Raw genomic sequence first — 20,601 nt, 5'->3', positions numbered from 1 at the left:
ATCACAGCCCACAGGTCATCGGAAATCTCATCGGTACGCAACACTCACGCAGCATCCCGCACCGATCCCCGAACGTTTAACAGACACGCTCTAGGCGATCTGCGACGATTGCACCACCTCGGCCCCGGCCCCCTCTCTCGGGGAGGCCGGGGCCGCAACGCAGTTCAGCCGGGAATGGCCATCCCGTCGCACAGGCGAGACATGACCCGGTCGAGTTCGTCGGCCCGGCACACCGCTGCCACGTACCGATCCGGCCGCAGGACGATCACCTCGTCCTGCCGACGTTCGAGTTTCAGGTCGCGGAACGCACCGTCGACGTCGAACAGTTCGGTGCTCGAACTGCTTCCGCTGCTCGACACCCTGAACCCGTGGCGGCGTGCGGACGGCGGAGCCGTCACTCGGAACAACTTCGCCCCCAGCGCATTCACGCGTGCTCGAGTGGCCGGCGAGAGCGATTCTGCTGGATCGCTCGTCAGTCCGAGAACAGCAAATCCCCGTCCGACCGCATCGTCCAGCTTCACTCGGTTGCCGTCGGCGAGTTGCACCGAAGGCTGCCCGAAGAGCCGGCCTACCGGAGAGCCGGAGTCCTGTTCCGGTTCGGCCACCACCACCCCGTCGGTGTAACGCGGCGCCGGCTTGTATTTCATCTGCAGAATGTATTCGCGCGCGCCGGGAATCAGCTGAACCCCACGGAACACGGCGTCGCGCACCACCTCGGTGGCGCGATTACGCGGCTGATAGTAGCTCCCGATCCGGGTGGCGAACGACACCATCGCCTCGGCATTCTTCCTACGCTCTGCGTCGTAGGTGTCGAGCAACCGGTTGCCGGCCCGTCCCTGGACGACCGCCGCCAACTTCCAGGCCAGGTTCGTCGCGTCACGGATTCCGGAGTTCATGCCCTGCCCGAAGAACGGCGGTTGCAGGTGCGCGGCGTCGCCAGCGACGAAGACGCGGCCGGACCCGAACCGGTCCGCTGTCCGTGAATGATGCCAGTACACGCGACGCCGCAGGACGGTGGGCATCGGTATCCCGTGGTAGAACTTTCGCAGCAGCCGATCGACGGATCGATCGGTGACGACGTCCTCCTCGGTCTCGTCAGGTAGGAGTTTGAACTCGAATCGCCGATACCCGTACGGTAGCGGGATCGTCATCGCCGGCCGATCCGGATCGCAGTAGACCGCTGAATAGGGCGCATCGAGGGAATCTTCGCTGACGTCGACGACGAGCCACTTCGACGGCGCCGTCTCCCCGGTGAGCAGCAGACCCGCTGCGTCACGGACGAAGCTGCGGCCACCGTCCGCGCCGACAACGTACTGCGCTCGCACCCGCACTTCACCCGCCTCGGACTTCGCTACCAGGTGCACCGCGTTCGAGGTCTGCTTCAACTCCGTGACCTCGGTGGCCGTGTGGAGTTCCACATGGCCGAAACGGTCGAGGCCTTTCCGGAGCCCGGCTTCCATCAGCGGCTGAAAGAACAGATTGCGTCGAGGCCAGCCGTACGGTTGCCCGCTGGGACGCACGTGGGCCAACTGCTTGCCGCGCGAGTTGTAGTACCGGATCGGCGCATTCTGGATGGTGTCCCGCACGATGTCGTCGACGATCCCCGCGGTCTGGAACGAGCGCAATGATTCGTCGTCGACCGCCACCGCCCGCGGATGGTCGATGATCGCCGGCTCCTTGTCGAGCACGACCGTCGTCACGCCCTGTGTGCCCAGCAGATTGGCCAGTGTGGCACCGCATGGACCGGCACCCACCACCGCGACCTCGACCTCGATTTCCATCAGAAGTGCCTCCTCGCACGAGTGTTGTTCGCGTTGGATTCGAATTGCTGTGCTCGATCGGGCATCAGTTCACGCCGCGGCTCGTCGGGTGTTCTTCCCCGAACAGTCGAGCCAGATCCTTCTTCACGACCTTGCCCATGGCATTACGTGGCAGTTGGTCGAGCACCTCGAGCTGCACCGGCAGTTTGCGCTTGTTCAGCCCGCGGCCGACGAGGTGCTCGCAGACTCCGGCCAGGCTCGGAGCCGCCGCAGCGTCCTCTGGTACCACCACCGCGCAGACGCGTTCACCCGTCTCCGGGTCGGGGAGTCCGATGATCGTCGAATCGACGAGTCCGGGAACGGTGACGAGGTGATCCTCGACTTCCCGGGCGGAAATGTTCTCCATATTCCTGATGATCACGTCCTTGAGACGGCCGACGATGTTGAGGCAACCCTCGTCGTCGAGGAAGGCGAGGTCACCCGTGCGAAAGTAACCGTCGTCGTCGAAGGCCTCGACGTCCAGTGCGGCGTCCACGTACCCGACGGTGAGTTGCCGGGCCTTCACTCTCAGTTCACCGCGCTCGCCGGCAGCCACGTCGGAGCCGTCCGCGCCGACGATACGTACGAAGGTGCCGGGTCCCGGACGGCCTTCGGTCACCGCGATCTCGTTCGGGCTGCCCGAGGGACTCCCCCACGCGAGGAACGGGCATTCCGTGAGCCCGTATCCGGACACCAGGCCCACCCCGCCGAGTTCGCTCGAGACCTCGCGGTGCAGGGCGACTGGACGCGGCGCGCCCCCGATGAGAAAGGCCCTTAGGTCCGGGAACAGCCGACCATCACGCGCACGCTGTTGTCGGAGAAAGGCTTGTGCGAAGGGGGTTCCGTTGCCTCCCAGGGTGACACCGGTGTCGGCGAGGAGTCGCGCGGTCGCCTCGGGTTCGAAGACGTCGGTGGTGATCAACGCTGCACCGGACATCAGCGCGACGAGCAGGTGCAGAACTCCGCCCACATGGGCGATCGGTGCGAGCGCAGCGATCCTGTCATTCGGTCCGGGAGCGATGGCTTCACAGAATGTTTCGGCAGCGGCAAGTAGTCCCGCGTCCACGTGTCGGGCGCCCTTGGGTTTCGAGGTGGTGCCGGAGGTGTAGAACACCCAGCGGACATCGGTCGGCTTCGGCGGCGGTTGCTCGGTGCGAGGTTCGGCTCGAGGAAGGGTGCGGTCGGTGACGAGGACGTCGATTCCGGGCAGCCGAGCGGCCACCGAACGTGCCATCTCGCCGTGGGCGTAACCGCGGAATTCCTCCGGGACGATCAGCAGCCGGCTGCCGACCTGACGACAGATGAACTCCACCTCGGGTTCGCGCAGCATCATGATCAGAGGATTCTGCACGGCGCCGATCCGGGAGAGTGCCATGGTCAGCACCATGGTCTCGGTCCAACTCGGCAACTGCCAGGAGACCACCGTGCCCGCGGTGACGCCGCGTTCGGCCAGGCCCGCGGCAACCCGCTCGACGGATTCTCGGAACTCCCGAAAGCTCGTGGTGCGCCGATGCTCGTCGATCACGAGGGTGTCGTCGGGCGTTGCGTCCGCCCGAGCGATCACGAGGTCGAAGATGGTGTCCGAGTGCAGATGCCCGGGCAGTTCCGAGGTCCGACCCGAGGTCATGCATGCACCGTTCTCGATGCGGCGTGACGACCGGCGAGATAACCGAACACCATCGCCGGCGCCAGCGTCCCACCCGCGCCTCCGTACGTCATCCCGAACGGCGACGCCATCACGTTGCCCGCCGCATACAACCCACCGATCACCCCGCCGTCGAGGTCCACCACCCGGCCGTGCTTGTCGACCTTCGGTCCCCCCTTCGTCCCCAACGCCCCACTTTCGAGCCGCACCGCATAGAACGGCGCCTCGGTCAGCGGACCGAGGGTGCCCTCGACGGCACCCTTCAGGTGCGGGTCGCCCCACCATCGGTCGTGCGCACTCTCACCGCGGTGGAAGTCCGGATCACATCCCTCCGCCACCTGTCCGTTCCACCGCTCGACCGTCTGTTCCAGCGCGTCGACCGGAATCCCCAGGGCGGCCGCCAACTCCGCAATGCTGCCGGCCCGTGTCATCCATTCCGGCGCTACCTCTCCCGGCGGCCACGGTCCGACCGTGCCGTAACGCCGCAGATACTCCTGATCGAAGATCAACCAGCACGGAAGGTTGGCGTAGCGGAAGGCGGTCACATCCTCCTGGTGAAATGCCCCGCCGAAGGCGTTGTAGTTCGCCGCCTCGTTCGTGAAACGCCGCCCCGAGCGATTCACCATGATCGACCTTGGCCGTGTGCGGTCCGCATTGACCATCACCCGGTTCATCTCGTTCACACCGTCCGGCAACTCGGCCACCGGACTCCACCACGCCTCTCTCATGTTCCCGAGCATCGCCCCGACCCGCATCGCCATCGACAAGCCGTCGCCCTCACACGTGGGCATCGAGACCGGATGCGTCAGCGGGCCCCGCAGGAATGCCCTTTTGAATTCTTCGTTCCACTCGAATCCCCCCGTCGCCAGCACCACACCCGACCCGGCAGTCACCTCGACGTGCTTACCGCCGGCCGACTCGAAATGCGCTCCCGTCACCGCCACACCACCGCCCACCGTCGACGCGGTCACCAACCTTCGCGCCCGCATGCCCGGGAACACCTCTACCCCGGCCTCGAGGCAGGCGGCGAGTAACCGTCCCACCAACGACTGACCTCGTCCCCGCTCGTCGCGCTCCCGGCGGCGAGCGACCTCGACTTCGGACGGCGGCCGCGGCACTGCGGCGCCAATCGGTGTCTCACACTGCACGAGATGCAGATTCGCGAAATAGGGTCCCGGCGTCACCCGCGACGCCCACTCCCCCAACTCGTCGAACGCGAACAACGGGGTCTCCAACGTCCTTCCGCCACCGGGCTTACCGCCCGGATGTTCGGCGTGATAGTCCGGAAACCCCTCGGCGACATAAAATTCCGTTCCGGCCTCCGCGTCGAGGAAGGTCACCATCTCGCGCCCCGCCACAACGAACGTTCGCACCAGATCCTCGTCGAGTAAGCCCCGTGACAGCGACATGATGTATTCCACCGACTCCTCCTCGGAGTCCGCGACGCCGGCAGCGCCCATCAGCGGATTGTTCGGAATCCATACGTTCCCGCCCGACCACGCGGCCGTACCGCCGACCTTGTCGGCCTTCTCGAATACCCCCACCCGGGCACCGCTCACCGCCGCCGTGAAGGCCGCAGTCAAACCCGCAGCACCCGAACCCAGAATCACCACATCGAACGACGAGCCCACGAACACACCTCCGTGCAGAGAAAGGACCGCAGAGTTCTATCTAAAGCTGTCAGATCACGCCGACACCGCGACGGCCATGCCCGTGATCCACTCCTCCACCGGCTCGTAGATCAGCGGCTCGAGCGGAACGCCGCCACCCGCCGCACCTGCAGCCAACCAGGTCCGCACCTCATTGGCTCCCGCACCGGCATCCGCGTGCGCGCTGTCGGTCAGACGCGCGAGGGCCTCCCTGTCCCAGGTCGCCGATGCGTGCAGAAAGGCCTTGTCCCACGCAGGTTTGATCTTGTTCCGCGCGGCGGCGGAACCCTCCGCGATGATCCTGGCGCGTTCCTCGTCGCTGATGTCGTACGTGTCCACTTCGAGACTGGGTGGCGAATGCGAAAGACCACCGGTGCCGATTACCAGCACCTGATCGCCCGTTCCGGACAGATACCGGCCCACTGCGTCCCCGAACGCGAGCACCCGCTCGGCCTTGGGCAACGGCGCCGTTGCGCAGTTGATGGGCAGCGGGATGACGGGATACGCGTCCACGCTGCCGGTCAGATCACGCAAAGGCTGTGCGAACGCGTGGTCGAGCTGCACATCCCGGCAGACCGAGATATCTATCCCGGAGTCGAGCAGATGCTCGGCGAGGCCTCTCGCAATGCCCTGGGGGACGTTCAATGCGCCTGCAGAGTGCCCGGCTTCCGCCATGATCCCGGCAGACAGTGCCACCCCGAAAGTGGGGACGACGTGCCGGAATGCCCTTCTGTGGTCCCCGCCGAACAGGACGATGTAATCGGGATCGAATTCTCGGACGATCGCACTCGCGCGTGCCAACCCCGTCCGGAACGTGGTGCCGAACACTCGGTCGACGTCTCGCTCCATTCCTGGGCTGTGGCTCGCGCACACCACCATCCGGTTCGCCGTCGCCTGCTTCAGTTCACTCAAGACATCCTCCTCGAACCTGACTCGTCGCCGGGGAACGCTATCGGTCCGTGACACGAGTCAAACATGACACCAACGTTAGATGGTAATGGTCGTCACGTCGAGGGTGTGCCGTTTTTCGGTTACCTCATCATCAGAGTTCCGCCGTCGACCGGGAAGATCTGCCCAGTCATGAACCGGGCGCCCTCACCGGAGAGGAAGGCCAGCACCGGAACGAAATCCTTCTCGACGTCACCGAGCTTGCCTCCGAGCGGGACGGCTTTCGCCATGTACGCATCGTGCGCGGCCAATTGTTCCGTCGTCATCGATGCTCGGGTCTTGTCGTACATGGGAGTCCAGATGGCCGGAGCGATGGCGTTGACGGTGACGCCGTACTTTCCCCATTCCTGAGCCGCGGTGCGGGTCCACGCGACCACAGCGCCTTTGCTGGCCGAATACGCAGCCTTATTCGTCAAGCCCTGGACCCCGGCGGCGGACGCGAAGTTGATGATCTGTCCGCCGCCGTCCCTCAGATGGCGGAACGCCGCTTGATTCGTTAGAAACGTGCCGGTCGCGTTGATGCCTATGACCCGATTCCAGGTGTCGAGCGGAATCTCCTCGGCCGCTCCGCCCGGAGCGATGCCCGCGGCGTGAATCAGGACGTCGAGACCGCCCAGTAAATCGACGGCCTCCGCGAACGCCGCATCGACCGAGTCTTGTTCCGACACATCACATTGGACGAATCGAGCCTTGCTCGCCTCTGCGATCTCACGTCCCTCGCGCTCGTTAAGGTCGAGCGATACCACTTCGGCTCCGAGAGCGGGATATGCACGTACCAAGCCTTCACCCATCCCACTGGCGCCTCCAGTGATGATGATGCGCCTGCCCTGCAACATTTCTGACATTACGTCTCCTTTGAGGAATACTCGCACGAGCAAGATACCGAGTCATTGTTCAACTCTGCAATGACTTTGTCGCTTCACGCCCGGATTGCCACAACAACAGCACTGATCTCTCGGTCATGATCTGACACTCGCGGTGATTTCTGGACCGTCCTCGTGAAGCTCTGCACCCTCTTCCCCGGCAGCGGATGGCTCCCGCCGGCGATTTCTGGCACAGATGCGTGTGTCGCACCGCCGCGGAAACTGACGCAGGACGGCCGCCGTCAGCAGCAGGCGTCACTCCCGGAAGTATCGGCTGACCGCGACCGCGGACCCGGCGACCGGAGAACTGCTGTCCATCGATGCCGACCCCCGGGTGCTGCCCTACGACGAGTGCCCGCTCGCGTCACGCAATGTGGGGAAGATCCTCGGCACTCCCCTCCCCGACTTGCGCTCCGTCGTGCTCGAGAAGTTCGCCGGAACCGAGGGGTGCACGCACCTCAACGACGCCATGCGGGCACTGGCCGAGGTTCCGACCCTCGTCCGCGAATTGCGCTGAGCAGGATCAGGATCAGGACCCCTTGCGGACGTTTCCGCCCCTGCGGTTTCGGTAGGCCACGGCCTGCGGCTCGATGACCCGCGCGGCGGTCTCGAGCTCGTCGTGCCTCTCAGATTCGGTGCGGTGTTCCACCGAAGAGGGTGGCTCGGACGGCGTCGGCGGATGGTGCGGTGAGGACGTCGGCGAGCGGAGCGTGCAGAAGCACCAGATCCGCGGGTGCGCCCGGACGGACGGTGCTGGGTCTGCCGCCGGGATCGTCCGCGGGTGTGAGATACCGCGTCAATGCATCTGCAGCAGTGATGCGTTCGGAGACGCCGACGACCTCACCGGTCGGCGCCCGCCGGTTCACCGCGGCGGTGATCACCGCCCACGGGTCCGGTGGTCCGTACGGGGCGTCGCTCGAGAGAGCGACCGGGACGCCCGCCTCGATCAGTGACCGGCAGCGATACAGGTCGGGGTAATCGATCTCGTCGATGTCGCGCAGGTAATCGTCACCGCGGTGCGCGAGAAAACCGGGCTGGGTGACGACGATGAGTCCACGTCGGCGGAGGCCGTCGATCGTCTCCCTGGGGATGAGCGCGCCATGCTCGATGCGGTCACCGGCCCTTGTTCCGACGTCGTCGAGAACCGCGAGCAGAAGCAGCAACGACTCCCGGGTGACGCAATGCACGGCCACCGCCCGGCCCCGGTCGTGGACGTCGCGGATCCGGTCGGCAAGGTCGTCGAGGTCGGGAAGCCCGGAGTCGGCCAGCACAATCTTGTAGGGGCCCACGGTGACCCGGCCCTGCGGTGAGGCGGTATCGCTGTCGGGCGCTGCGCCGAGCAGGTGCACCCGCTGCGGCAGGCGGCCGTCCGAGACCGACGTCTCGATCGCTGCGCGTGAACGCGGGTCGAGGTCCGGGCTGGCGTCGGTGACACCCGTGATCCCCCACCGAGCGAGGGCGGCGCCGACCGCATCGAGGCGCGGCGGACCGGACGGCGGGAGCCGGTCACGCAACCAGTCGTCGGCGCGCCACACCCTGCCGGTGGGACGGCCGTCCGGGGCGCGCTCGATTCCTGGATGCGCCGCCTCGGCCAAACGCACGGCAGCACTGGCGGCACCGTTGAGCATCCACATCGCACCGCTGCGGTGTTGGACGCGCACCGGCCGGGCGGCGTCGAGTCGGTCGAGGGCGTCGGCATCGAGGTCGCCCGCGACCGTCTCGATGTAGCCGACGCCGCGTACCCAGCCGTTGTCGTCGCCCGGCGCCCGCCCGAGCGCGTCCGCCAGGGCGGCGCCGTCGCGGACACCCGGCGGCCCGCAAGGCACGGACGCTGCGTCAGCGGCCATCGCATGCAGGTGCAGGTGGTGGTCGTGCAGGCCGGGAATCAGTGCGCCGCCCTCGGCGTCGATCAGGTCCGCCGACGTCACGGGCAACTTCGGCCCCACCGCAACGATCCGGCCGTCGGAGATCGACACATCGATCCCGGCGACGCCGTCGACCTCCGCATTGCGGATCACGAGGTCGGTCACGGCGCCGCGATCCCCAACGACCGCAGCACCGCCGCGGTGTCCACGCCGGATTCGGGGGCACACCCGGCTGGTTCCCGTGCGCGCGGCTCGGCGATGGGAACGACCCCCGATGCCGTCTGGACCACCCATCGGTCGGCAGACAGGCTGGGCTTCGGCACCGGGTCGTCCGTCAGCGTCGACGCGACCAGATCCGACATCGACAGATCCCAGAGTTGCCCCGACCCGTCGGCGGGCGCCGACATCGCGAGCGCCGCCGCGGTGACCCCGGTCAGTGGATCGGCGAGCGCGTCTCCGACGAAGACCGGGCCGCGCACATCACGAGCGATCAGTCCTGCGGTCGCGGACAGGTCGTCGCCGAAGCCGATACGGTCGGCGGAGCGTCCGGCGGCGGTGATCGACACCCACGTCGCCCCGCGGTCGACAACCGCAGCGGCGTCGAGCCCGAAACCCGACAGAGCGCGCGGACGGGACGCCTCGATCACGATGTCGGCGGCGGCGACGAGTGCGGTCAGGGCGCGGCGCCCCTCGGTCGTGGCGGGGTCGAGCACCACCGATTCGTGGCCCGCGTGGAGGAGTCGGTAGAACGCTCCGTTCCCGCGTCGCGCGCCGTCCGGGCGGTCCGGCGTCTCGACCTTCACCACACGCGCTCCCGCGAGTCCGAGCAGATGGGCGCACAGCGGGCCCGCCCACAGGGCACTGAAGTCCACGACCAGCAACCCGTCGACGGGCCGAGGGTGCAGCGGCATCGGCGGGAGTGGGGGTGTGCTCGCCCGCAACACCGGGCCCGCCGCAATGCTCACCAGAGCCGCCCGTTCGGCCAACTCCGAGCCGCTGTGTCGGCGCACCCAGTCGGCGACGACAGGCCAGGGATCGTCCTCGTCCACAAGGTCGCTCACCAAGGCCCCGAGCAGCGCGGGATCGTCGGGCCGGGCGCAGGAGACGGCGGCCCACCCCTCTGCCGACGGGAGCAACCGGCAACTGCCGCCCAGCGACACGTCGCCCCGGCGCCGGAATCCGGTGAACGCTGCCCGCTCCGACAGCAACCCGGCACCGTCGACGTCGATTCGCCGACCACCGAGGGCGCTGACATCGGAGATCCACGAGGCCATCGCCCGCGCGACCGTCGCCGCCCGACCGGGAGGGACGAGCGGTGGCCCGTCCGCACGGCCAGTGAGGGCGACTACACCGCTTTCGGCCCAGTCCCGCACCGGATCCGGCGCCGGATGTGCGAGCGGGGGCGGGGTGAACACCGCTCGATCCTATGCTGCAAGCTGTCATCCGTGGATACCTCGCAGACCGTGATCACCCCACAGGACCTCGTGGACGGAGTCGCCGGCACTCCGCTGCTCGCCGCAGGTGCCCTCGTGGACACTCCGCTGCTCGTGGTGGATCTCGATGTCGCGGTCGACGAGGACACCGCGGCCCGCGCGGCCGAGCGGGCGCGGCGCACCGACCGGCTGCTGGTCGGGGTGCGCCGCACCCCGGGCCCCTTGCCCGAACCAATCGCCGACCTCGCCGCCGGCCTCGACACCACCCTCGCCACCGACGCCGACCCGGCCGACCCGTGGGTCGTCGGTGTGGACGACTTGGACACCGCGCTCGCCGAACTGCACGGCGTCGTGGCCGGCAACGTGCACTCCGCGATCGTGCTCGGCCAGGTCCTGCGCCTGTCGGAAGATCTCCCGGTGCCACAGGCGATCGACGTCGAATCGCTGGCCTACTCCACGCTCCTCGGGACGCCGGGGTTCCGGCGGTGGCTCGAGCAGCGTGGTCCGCGCCCCCTGCCGCCGCCGTCGCCGCAGGAACCGGTGCTGCTGCGGCGCGATGCCGAGCGGCTGCGCATTACCCTCAACCGGCCCGAGCGCCGCAACGCCTACGGCGCCGAGGTCCGCGACGGGCTCGTCGAAGCGCTCCGGTTGGCCATCGCGGACGACACGGTCACCGCGATCGTGCTCGACGGAGCGGGTCCGTCGTTCTCCGCGGGCGGCGACCTCGACGAGTTCGGCACCACCCCCGACCTCGCCACCGCGCACCTCATTCGCACCCGCGCCGGCGCCGGCCGGCTGGTAGCGCAGCTGGCCGACCGTATCGAGGTCCGAGTGCACGGTAGCTGCGTCGGCGCCGGTATCGAGGTACCCGCATTCGCGGGCCGAATCGTGGCCGCGCCGGGCACCGTGTTCCGCCTGCCGGAGGTGTCCATGGGGCTCATCCCCGGAGCCGGCGGAACGGTGAGCGTGCCGCGACGAATCGGCCGATGGCGGGCATTCTGGCTGTGCGCCACCGGCGCCGCCCTCGACACCGACACCGCGCTGGCATGGGGTCTCATCGACGAAATCAGCAACGCCCCGACGCTCTAGAGTCCACGCAACGCCCTAGTTGGTCTTTCGTCGTGTGCACACTCACCGCCCGCTCACTCGGACTCACCCCACACCGGCACATCCGCAACGTCTGCGACACCGCAAACGCGGCTGGACCTCGCCCACAGCAGACCGGATCAGCTCACCAGTCGGTCTCCTCCGCTGGCAACTCATCCACACCGACTGGACAGGGCCTCCCCCAGCGGACTTCGCGCCCCGGCGGACGCAGCACGACGCCGCGAACAGGAAGGCCGACGCACCGCGATCGCGCACCACAACGCCATGCAAGTGTCCGCAGAGCGGCCGCAAGCCGCACTTTCTCAGATCCGCCGGACCCTGCGTCAAACCACACATCACGCTGCAGGCACGACCCAATCCTGGACAATGATGTTCAGGAAATCGAGGACTCCGTCGCCCAATGCGCCGCGCAGATCGGCGGCCCAGGTCGTCGACCACCCTGTCCCGCTTGTCGATCACCAGGGTGGCTCGGTCGTCGCGACGCGACGGACGCGATGCCGGTCGCCCGCCAGACCGGGGCCGGTCACCACCCCCCGACGGCGAAGTTCACCCACCCGCCTGCGGTTGCCGCGACAGTGCCCTGCCCACCTAGGATTTGAAGCCAAGACTGAGACTGACAGACCGACGTCGCTCGGTTAGACACCGGCGAGCGCTGCACGTGGCGGGGCAGTGCCCGACCCCCGCCTCATGGCCTGGTCGGATTCCTGGACGAGCACAGTAGGATTTGACATAGTCCGGTTTCCGATGCTGCCGGCGGTACCACCCGTGCGCGGGTTGCTTCGTTATCGAGAATTCGTCCGATGTCCGACCAGCTGACCCCCGTCGGCCAGGGCGCGCCTGACCAACGTCGAATCGGGCGTTGTGCAGCTGGTATTCGTGGTGAATGCTGATCGCGAGGGCTTCCAGATGGCCGGGCGCCGGCAATCGGGACTGAATCCGAATCGCGAACTCCCACCGACGGGTGACGGTCTCGTCGTCGTCGCCGCGGTCGGCAGCTGCCGCAGCGGCAATCGTGCATGTTCTGCACGCTTTTCTACCGAACCCACTGCGTGGTGGGACGGTCAGGTGGTGCACTGCCCCCGGGTCGTGCCCAGACTGCGAAACCCACACCGGTGTGGTCGGCTGGGCTCCCCGTCAGCCGCGTCGAAGCCGCAACGCCGACCGCAGCTGCCTCGCACAGGAGATGAATTATCGACGCCCCGCGGTCGGTGCCGGACTGCACTCGGGGAACTCCGACGGTCCTGGCCGACCGCAACCAACAGTGCTTGACTGGCACTATCACGCCGCCGGCCGAAAGGGTGTGGATCATCGTGCGCTGCGCGAACGAACGATCCGCGATGGCCGGTGAGTCGGTGCCGTTCTCGGATCGAAGCCGGGACGGGGCGCCCCGTCCGAGCCGCGAGCAACGGGCCGCATCGGGTAGGGCGGCACGCGCGCAGGCACCATTGGACGGGCACGCCGACTTCCGGCCGGCACCCTCGCGTGATCCGGTCACGTTGTTGCTCAGCCAGGCCGCGACCCGCGTACCCGAGCTGCTGCCGATCCGATACGATCGGATGTTGTTCTCGCCGTTCGCATTCTACCGAGGTGCGGCACTGGTGATGGCCGCCGACCTCAACACCGCCCCGACGTCAGGGCTGCACGCTCAACTGTGCGGTGACGCGCACCTGTCCAACTTCGGTGCCTACGCCTCACCTGAGCGTCGTCTCGTCTTCGACCTCAACGACTTCGACGAGACCCTGCCCGGCCCGTTCGAATGGGATGTCAAACGGTTGGCCGCCAGCCTCGTCGTGGCAGGACGGGACAACGGATTCACTACCAAACAGAACCGCAAGACCACACTCGCGGCCGTGGGCGCGTACCGCACAGCCATGCGAACCTTCGCCACCCAGCCGATCCTCGACGTCTGGTACGCGCACCTCAACATCGACGACGCCCTCACCGAGTACGAGTCCACGCTCACCTCCCACAAGTCGAAGCAGAGGAAGACGGAGCTCGAGGCGGCCGAAACCGTGCTCGCGAAGGCGCACACCCGCGACCGCCTGCAGGCGATCGGGAAGCTGACCACCGTCATCGACCGCACGCGGCGGATCATCAGCGATCCACCGCTGATCGTCCCGATCGACGAGCTCACCGGATTCGACCCCGATCTGCTGCTCGACCGACTACGAGATCTGGTCGCCGCCTACCGCGACACCCTCCAAACCGACCGACGACACCTGCTCGATCACTTCACCCTCACCGACGTGGCACACAAGGTGGTCGGCGTGGGCAGTGTCGGCACCCGCGCGTGGATTCTGCTGCTCGAAGCAGGAGTCGAGGCCGAAGCCCTGCTCCTGCAAGCCAAACAAGCCGACAAGTCGGTCCTGGCCGCCTACGCGGGCGAATCGGAGTACACCAACCAGGGAGAACGGGTGGTCACCGGACAACGCCTCATGCAGGCCACCAGCGACATCTTCCTCGGCTGGCTGCGCGCGCAGCCCACCGGCGGCCGGGACGAGGACTACTACCTCCGCCAGCTCCGGGACTGGAAGATGTCCGCCGACATCGACACGATGCGCCCCCGGAGCATGCAGCTCTACGCCCAGCTCTGCGGCTGGACCCTCGCCCGCGCACATGCCCGCTCCGGCGACCGTGTCGCCATCTCCGCGTACCTCGGCAACTCCACCAAGTTCGACAACGCACTCGCCGACTTCGCCGACACCTACGCCGACCAGAACGAACACGATCACACCGCACTCGCCGCCGCCGTCGCCGCCGGAACCATCCAGGCACAACCCAACCTGTGAGCCGCGCCCCAAAAATCACCAAGGCAACCGGTCTGGCGGTCTCGCACTGGATTAAATGGGGACAAGACACCACAGCGAAGGTTGACCCGAAGTTCGGGCGCCTCGCAGCCGACCCAGCATGCCCACACACCCCGAGGGTGGTCCGCCGACGCCACGCACGCGCGATGAAAGCATCGACCCAATTCTGTGGTCGCAGTCGCCCACAACACCGATCACGGTCAGCCTCGCCGATCCGTGCACACTCGACGCTCGAAAGCGTCGGCGAGGAGTGTGAGGCCGAATTCGAATTCCTGCTCGTGGTCGCAGGTGGCGAGGTACGTTGCGGCCGCGTGCACGCTGGGCAGTTCGACGGATTCGAGTGCCTGCTGCCGTGCCGTCGCCTTGGCCGGATCGCTCTGGGCGAAGGTCAACGCGGTTTCCACCTCGCGCAGCAGCGTGCCCGTGATGAACGCCAGTGTGGTGCGCAGCCCGTGAACCGCGAAGTCCGGTGAGGCTCCCGCCCGGATGAACGTGGCGAGCGCCGCCTCGAGGGGCGCAAGGGTCATCAGTGATTCCACGGGGCGCGTCAGCACGAGTCGTGCCGCGCGGGGGTGCCCGGCCAGAGCGGCGTCCCGGAACGACCACGCGATCGCGGTGATGTCTTCCCGAAGACTGCCGAGAGGTTCCGGAACCATCATGCGGGACAAGATGAGCTCGGCGATTCCGTCGAGCAGAGCGTCCTTGTTCGCGACATGGTTGTACAGGCTCTTGGGGTCGACCCCGAGCCGACGTGCGACGGTGCGCATGCTCAGCGTCTCGACGCCGTCGTCGTCGATGACGGACATCGCCGCCTCCAGGATCGCGTCGCGGGATAGAACGGACTGTCCGGCGGGCGGGCGGCCACGGCGCGTGCTCGTCTGTACCGCGTCTGTCATGACGTCCATCCTCGCATGCCTTGACACGGTAATCCACACCGTGGATTAATAGATAAATCCACAGTGTGGTTTTAGCCTGAGAGAAGGGACCCGTCATGGTGTTGCGGTGGACGGCCGAGGATCTGTCCGACTTGAGCAGTGTCGGAGACGGCATCGACGTGCTCGAACGCGAGAGCGCGGGCGGGCCGGGTGACCGGCTGCGCGCCGCCCGGTCGAGCGGTGCACACTTCCGCCGGGAGTTCGCCGCGACCGGGATGCCGCAGCGGATCGACACGTGCGACCTCGTCACCCTGCCGTACCCGACGCGATTCGGACTGTTCCGGGCATCGCGGGCCATCGCACCTTTCCTCTCCATCACCAACCGGATGCTGGTGATCCGGTGGAACGAAAGCGACGGCAGGCAGCGGGTGCTGCTCTTCGAGCCGAGCGACGTGGATCTGGGGCGTAACACGCCATATTTCGCCGAACTCGTCCGCCGCACACCGTCGCCGCTCGCCAAGCGAATGGTCACCGAGCACGGCAGCGTCTCGAGCCACCTCGCGGCCCTGGGCATTGCTCCGGCCGATGTCGACTTCATCGTGTTCGACCACCTCCACACCCAGGACCTGCGCCGCTGGGTCGGGACGACGGCCTACCAGCCGGACTTGGGTGAGCAGCCGGACGCGGTGTTCCCGAACGCGAAGGTGATCGTCCAGCGGGACGAGCTGATCGGGATGTCAGACCTTCATCCGCTGCAAACCCCGTGGTATCAACCACAGACGTACCGCGACATCCCCGTCGAGGTGTTCCTGCCGATCGACGGCTCCGTCCTTCTCGGCCCTGGCATTGCCGTGATCAAGACACCCGGGCACGTGTTCGGCAACCAGAGCCTGGCACTCAACACATCGACCGGAATCTGGGTGAGCAGTGAAAACGTCATCGCCGCCGAATGCCTCACACCGGAACACTCCACGCTGCCCGGCCTGGCCCGATGGTCGTCGTCCTGGCAACAGGAAGTCGTGCTCAATGCGAACACGATCGAAACCACTGCCGACCAATACAACTCGGTCGTTCTCGAGAAGACGATCGCCGACCACAGCCAAACCGACTCACGGTTCCTGCAGTTCTTCCCTTCCAGCGAGCTGACGCCGATGTGGACCAACCCGGGCACCCGGCCCACCTTCAGTCACCACGCCATCACCCACCAGTCCTGAGCGCCGCACCCCGAGGAGACCGCAATGTCGCGCCACACCATCCCCACCGAGGACGTCCTGCGGGCACGGGAGAAGCTCGTGCTCGACCACTTTCAAGACGAAGTCCGCCAGGACTGGGACGACGTCCTCGACACGTTCCCACACCCGCACTACGAACTCATCGCCGGCATGACCGTCCACGACGGCGACGGCCCCGTTCGCGGGTACTACCACGACACCCGAGTCGCCTTCCCCGACCAGGACCACGAGATCATCGCCCTGCGCCACAGTGCCGATGCTGTGATCGTCGAATTCTGGCTCATGGGAACTCATCTCGGTCCGCTCGGCAAGATCCCGCCGACCGGAGGCCGGCATCGCACCCGGATGACCGCCTACTTCATCTTCGACGAGACCGAAAACCTCGTCACCGAACGGATCTACTTCGACCAGCTCACGATCCTCTCGCAACTGCTCGGCAGCCTCGACAAGAAAAATCCGCGCGACCTGCTCACCCTCGGCCGCGCCGTCGTCGGGTTGCTGGCCATGGCCGGCAGCGAACCCGATCCCCGACTGCTCGACACCACCGCCCCGGACCTGACCCACTGACCCTCGCTCGGCAAGGAGAACCATCATGCGTGCACTCATCGGCGGCCTCGAATCGGACTGGGTTGCCAAGGACGACACCGAGATACCTGCCATGAAACTCGGCGCCCTGCGCGTGCGGGTCATCGCCGCGGCCCTCAACCGGGCCGACCTCTACATGCTGGAAGGCACCTACAGCCCGAACCTCAAACCCGGCGACGTCTACCCCGCAGGCATGGAGTTCGCCGGCGTCGTGGAGACCTCGAGCCCACTGGCCCCGCAGTACCCGGTCGGCACCCGGGTCATGGGCGTCACCATGGGCGCGTTCGCGGACTACGCACTGTGCGACCCGCGCATGGTCCTGCCGATCCCCGAGGACATGTCGTTCGAGGAAGCCGCCACCCTGCCCGTCGCCTTGGCGACCGAGAACGACGCCCTCGTTCAAGCCGGATTCACCTCCGGTGACAGGGTTCTGATCGTCGGGGGCACCACGTCCATCGGCCTCATCGCTATTGCGCTGGCCAAGGCGCTCGGCGCGAGCACCGTCATCGCGACCACCACCAGCGCCGACAAGCAGCCGGCGATGATCGCCGCCGGCGCCGACGTCACGATCGACACCACCACCGAAGACCTGGCCGCCGCCGTCCTCGCCGCGACCGACGGTCAGGGTGTCGACGTCACCCTCGACCACATCGGGGGTGAACTCTTCGCCCAACTCCCGGCCGCTACCCGGGTCGGCGGTGTCATCGTCAACATCGGCCGCCTCGCCGGCCCCGGCACCAGCCTCGACCTCGACCAACTGGCGTTCCGGCGGCAGCGGCTGATCGGCACCACCTTCAGTGTGCGCACCCCCGACGAACTCGGCGAAGTCTGCGGCGCACTACACGCCGCCGTCCTCCCCGCCCTCGCCGAGGGCAGGATCCGCCCCCGCATCGACAAGATCTTCCCGTTCGAGCGGGCAATCGACGCCGCCGAGCGACTGCGCTCCAACGAGGCGCTGGGCAAGATCCTGCTGTCGTTCGCCGACGGCCCCGCCGATGAGCCTGCCGACCGGGCGCCCGTCGCCAACTTCTTCGGCAGCATCACCCAGCTCGGCTACGTCGTCCACGACATCGACGCCTCCATCGAGGGTTTCGTCAAGTGCGGCATCGGGCCGTGGTTCCTGCTGCGCAACGTGCAACCCGAAAACTTCACCTACCGAGGCCGACCCTCCGGGATGGCAATGGATGTCGCGGTCGCCAACAGCGGCAACATCCAGATCGAGATCATCACCCCCGTCAACGACGAACCGTCGATGTACCGGGACTTCCTCGACGCCGGCCACGAAGGCCTGCAGCACTTCGCCTACTGGTCGACCGACTACCAGGACCTGTACGACCGGGCGCTCGCCGCAGGATTCACCGTCGGCCAGGAAGGACAACTCGGCGGCCCCACCGGACGCTTCGCATACCTGCAGACCGAACACCACCCCGGCACCTGCATCGAGATCTCGGACCTCGGCGGCGCCAAGGCGCAGCTCTTCGATTACGTCGAGCTGGCCGCCAGGAACTGGGACGGCACCCACCCCGTTCAGGTCATCGACCCCGCAATGCTCGCGGCCCGCTGATGCGGGTTCACCACCTCAACTGCGGCACGATGCGGCCGCCCGGAACGCCGGACGGTCTGGTGTGTCATGTCCTGCTCCTCGAGACGAGCGCCGGGCTCGTCCTGGTCGACTCCGGCCTGGGTCTGCGCGATCCCCACGACCGGGCGAACCGGTTCGGCCCGGCCAGATTCTACGTTCGGCCCACCTACGATCCCGACGAGACCGCCATCCGCCAGATCGCACGCCTCGGGTTCGATCCCAAGGACGTTCGGCATATCGTGCTCACCCACTTCGACGCCGATCACGTCGGTGGCCTGGCCGACTTCCCATGGGCACGGATTCACCTGACCGCCGCCGAAGCGTTCGCGGCGCTGCACCCCCGAGGCCTGACGGAAAAGCAGCGGTACCTCTCCGGCGAGCGAGACCACCACCCCAGGCTCGTCGAACACACCCCTTCCACGTCGGAAACGTGGCGAGGTTTCCCCGGCGGCCAGGAACTCACCGACATCGCTCCCGGCATCGTCATGATCGACCTGCCCGGCCACAGCCGCGGCCACGCCGCCGTCGCGGTCGACGCGGGCGAGAGGTGGATTCTGCACGTCGGCGACTCCTTCTATCACCACGGTCAGATCGACGGCACCGCCAAGGCGCCCAAGGCGCTACGCGCGATGGAACGCCTCATCGCTCACGACTGGGACAAGGTCAAGGCCAACCATCAGCGGCTCACCGAACTGTGGGCCGCGGCCGAACCCGACCTGCTGCTCGTCAACGCCCACGACCCGTTCCTGTTGCGCGAGGCCCAGCAACGCAACCGAAAGGACCCTTCCTCATGAAGCTCGTACTGATCGGCGCCACCGGTGGAACCGGACGCCAGATCATCGACCAAGCAATCGACCGCGGCCACCACGTCGTGGCCTACTGCCGCCGCCCCGACGCCCTGACCCCGCGGCCCGGACTCACCATCGCGGGCGGCCACCTCGACGATCACGATGCGCTCGTGTCGGCACTGTCCGGCACCGACGTCGTCCTGTGTGCGCTCGGGCCGAAGGGTGGACTCGCCGGCATGTTCGGCGTCACGGTGATGCAGGACAACCTGCCGCTCGTCGCCACCGCCATGCGCGACGCCCACGTCGACCGGCTGGTACTGCTGTCGGCTTACGGCGTCGGTAACTCCGCGCGAACCGCCTCACCCCTGGCCCGGCTCGCCTACAAGACGATGGTCGCCTCCGCATACCGAGACAAACAAATCTCCGAAACCGCGTTGCCGAACACCCAACTCGATGTCACCCGCATACTTCCGGTCATCCTCGACGACGGACCACTCAACCCCCACGCCACCGTCCGACCCATGTCGACGGTCACGAAGGTGTCGGGCCTGCCCAAGGTCTCCCGCGCCACCGTCGCCGCAGCCATGCTCGACGCCGCCGAAAACGACGGCACCCGCGGAAAACGACTCCTCGTCTCCGACCCCGGCACCGTGTCCTAGCTGATCGATGACGCTTCCTCTGCCACCAAGCGACTTCCGCGGTGCTTGCGCATCCACATCACCCCGGGCCGCACTCATCACACACGGCATCAGCGGCCCCGCCGAATCCGGAAAGTTGTCATATTTCGGTAACTTTGGATGATTGCACGTCAAACGGCGCAGTCGGCGCGCCCTGATGATGCGCGAAACTTCGCTACGCCCCACCTGGGCCCGTCGACTCACCGGTCGATTGTGCTGACCGCGCACCACCGTAACGGCGAAAACGGCACACGTCATGTCGGCGGACCCGCGTCCTGCTGGCGGCGTTGATGAAACCGCTCACGCTGCTCATCGAGCAAGATCACACCACGACGCTGGACGCGGTGATGTTCACGGGCAATCAGCAGTCGCACCGACGCGGTCCGCCGCTCCAGATCGGCCGCCCGCCTGGCCGCATTCTCGTCGTCGAGCAGGTACGCCGCGGCGCGGTCGCAGTCGATCAGTATCTGCTCGTAGGCGAGCCGAATCGGCTCCTGTTCGTCGAGCCGCGACACCGCCACGTCTTCGATCAGTTGCAGCGGAAGCCGCGCCAGTCGGTAGTTCACACGTAGAAGGGCCAAGGACAGGGAGCCGAGTGTCACGCGCTGAATCGTAAGCTCGGCGAAAGCACTTGCGAATAGGGTCTAAAGTCAATACCGTTTATTTATGGCGAGGGCACGGAGTCGCCCGAGAGGACGAGCGGTCTGCGGTCTACGCAGGGCGCGTTGCGGTGGTGCGGGTGCTTG

Annotated in this window: 17 protein-coding genes; 8 read left to right on the top strand and 9 right to left on the bottom strand. The window is 67.0% G+C overall.

Annotation, left to right across the window (positions count from 1 at the left end; translation table 11 throughout):
* Positions 1-164 precede the first annotated feature (164 nt).
* From ACFWAY_RS48570 to ACFWAY_RS48550, 5 genes are all read right to left on the bottom strand, one after another.
* Positions 165-1,781, bottom strand: a complete 1,617-nt coding sequence (locus ACFWAY_RS48570; RefSeq protein WP_378515791.1) for a bifunctional 3-(3-hydroxy-phenyl)propionate/3-hydroxycinnamic acid hydroxylase — start codon at positions 1,779-1,781, stop codon at positions 165-167.
* Between the two features lie 64 nt (positions 1,782-1,845).
* The gene (locus tag ACFWAY_RS48565; RefSeq protein WP_378515790.1) at positions 1,846-3,426 is read right to left on the bottom strand and encodes an AMP-binding protein; all 1,581 of its coding nucleotides are present in this window, start codon (positions 3,424-3,426) and stop codon (positions 1,846-1,848) included.
* Positions 3,423-5,081, bottom strand: a complete 1,659-nt coding sequence (locus ACFWAY_RS48560; RefSeq protein WP_378515789.1) for an FAD-dependent oxidoreductase — start codon at positions 5,079-5,081, stop codon at positions 3,423-3,425. Before ACFWAY_RS48560 ends, ACFWAY_RS48565 begins: the two co-directional genes overlap by 4 nt.
* Before the next feature lie 48 nt (positions 5,082-5,129).
* Entirely contained in the window at positions 5,130-5,972 is an 843-nt protein-coding gene (locus ACFWAY_RS48555) for a 3-carboxyethylcatechol 2,3-dioxygenase (protein WP_378515794.1), read from the bottom strand.
* A gap of 152 nt (positions 5,973-6,124) precedes the next feature.
* Positions 6,125-6,886 carry an SDR family NAD(P)-dependent oxidoreductase gene (locus ACFWAY_RS48550; protein ID WP_378515788.1) on the bottom strand — a complete coding sequence of 254 codons (762 nt, stop codon included), beginning with the start codon at positions 6,884-6,886 and terminating at the stop codon, positions 6,125-6,127.
* Positions 6,887-7,178: 292 nt separating this feature from the next.
* Between ACFWAY_RS48550 and ACFWAY_RS48545 the strand changes: the two genes are divergently transcribed.
* Positions 7,179-7,421 (top strand): DUF2889 domain-containing protein, encoded by a 243-nt coding sequence (locus ACFWAY_RS48545; protein WP_378515793.1) that lies wholly within the window; start codon positions 7,179-7,181, stop codon positions 7,419-7,421.
* Positions 7,422-7,530: 109 nt separating this feature from the next.
* On the opposite strand, the gene ACFWAY_RS48540 is transcribed toward ACFWAY_RS48545, so the two are convergent.
* Both ACFWAY_RS48540 and ACFWAY_RS48535 read right to left on the bottom strand, forming a co-directional pair.
* The gene (locus ACFWAY_RS48540; RefSeq protein ID WP_378515787.1) at positions 7,531-8,934 is read right to left on the bottom strand and encodes an amidohydrolase family protein; all 1,404 of its coding nucleotides are present in this window, start codon (positions 8,932-8,934) and stop codon (positions 7,531-7,533) included.
* Positions 8,931-10,184, bottom strand: a complete 1,254-nt coding sequence (locus tag ACFWAY_RS48535) for a CoA transferase (protein WP_378453879.1) — start codon at positions 10,182-10,184, stop codon at positions 8,931-8,933. The genes ACFWAY_RS48540 and ACFWAY_RS48535 overlap by 4 nt, the downstream gene beginning before the upstream one ends.
* 30 nt (positions 10,185-10,214) lie before the next feature.
* Between ACFWAY_RS48535 and ACFWAY_RS48530 the strand changes: the two genes are divergently transcribed.
* Together ACFWAY_RS48530 and ACFWAY_RS48525 are read left to right on the top strand one after the other, a co-directional pair.
* Positions 10,215-11,291, top strand: coding sequence for an enoyl-CoA hydratase/isomerase family protein (locus ACFWAY_RS48530; protein ID WP_378515786.1), 1,077 nt, complete (start codon positions 10,215-10,217; stop codon positions 11,289-11,291).
* Between the two features lie 1,355 nt (positions 11,292-12,646).
* On the top strand, positions 12,647-14,098 hold the full coding sequence (locus ACFWAY_RS48525; protein ID WP_378515792.1) for a DUF2252 domain-containing protein: 1,452 nt from the start codon (positions 12,647-12,649) through the stop codon (positions 14,096-14,098).
* A gap of 218 nt (positions 14,099-14,316) precedes the next feature.
* Here ACFWAY_RS48525 and ACFWAY_RS48520 read toward each other — a convergent pair whose 3' ends face one another.
* Positions 14,317-15,012: a TetR/AcrR family transcriptional regulator C-terminal domain-containing protein gene (locus ACFWAY_RS48520; protein ID WP_378458779.1), complete on the bottom strand. Its 696-nt coding sequence runs from the start codon at positions 15,010-15,012 to the stop codon at positions 14,317-14,319.
* Between the two features lie 131 nt (positions 15,013-15,143).
* On the opposite strand from ACFWAY_RS48520, the gene ACFWAY_RS48515 reads away from it, so the two are divergent.
* From ACFWAY_RS48515 to ACFWAY_RS48495, 5 genes are read left to right on the top strand one after another with little or no spacing between them, the layout of a single operon-like run.
* Positions 15,144-16,205, top strand: coding sequence for a hypothetical protein (locus ACFWAY_RS48515; protein ID WP_378515785.1), 1,062 nt, complete (start codon positions 15,144-15,146; stop codon positions 16,203-16,205).
* 24 nt (positions 16,206-16,229) lie between these two features.
* Complete coding sequence (locus ACFWAY_RS48510; RefSeq protein ID WP_378458781.1) at positions 16,230-16,790, top strand: ester cyclase; 561 nt, start codon at positions 16,230-16,232, stop codon at positions 16,788-16,790.
* 25 nt (positions 16,791-16,815) lie between these two features.
* Positions 16,816-18,372 (top strand): zinc-binding dehydrogenase, encoded by a 1,557-nt coding sequence (locus ACFWAY_RS48505; protein WP_378515784.1) that lies wholly within the window; start codon positions 16,816-16,818, stop codon positions 18,370-18,372.
* The gene (locus ACFWAY_RS48500) at positions 18,372-19,184 is read left to right on the top strand and encodes an MBL fold metallo-hydrolase (RefSeq protein ID WP_378515783.1); all 813 of its coding nucleotides are present in this window, start codon (positions 18,372-18,374) and stop codon (positions 19,182-19,184) included. Before ACFWAY_RS48505 ends, ACFWAY_RS48500 begins: the two co-directional genes overlap by 1 nt.
* Positions 19,181-19,837 carry an NAD(P)-dependent oxidoreductase gene (locus tag ACFWAY_RS48495; protein ID WP_378515782.1) on the top strand — a complete coding sequence of 219 codons (657 nt, stop codon included), beginning with the start codon at positions 19,181-19,183 and terminating at the stop codon, positions 19,835-19,837. The genes ACFWAY_RS48500 and ACFWAY_RS48495 overlap by 4 nt, the downstream gene beginning before the upstream one ends.
* Positions 19,838-20,109: 272 nt before the next feature.
* Here ACFWAY_RS48495 and ACFWAY_RS48490 read toward each other — a convergent pair whose 3' ends face one another.
* Positions 20,110-20,457 carry a hypothetical protein gene (locus ACFWAY_RS48490; RefSeq protein ID WP_378458785.1) on the bottom strand — a complete coding sequence of 116 codons (348 nt, stop codon included), beginning with the start codon at positions 20,455-20,457 and terminating at the stop codon, positions 20,110-20,112.
* Positions 20,458-20,601 lie beyond the last annotated feature (144 nt).

Source organism: Rhodococcus sp. NPDC059968 (assembly GCF_042738615.1).
In the GTDB taxonomy this organism is placed as follows: Bacteria; Actinomycetota; Actinomycetes; order Mycobacteriales; family Mycobacteriaceae; genus Rhodococcus_F.
Note: the sequence above shows the minus strand (reverse complement) of the source record. Positions and strands in the feature narration are given on the sequence as shown.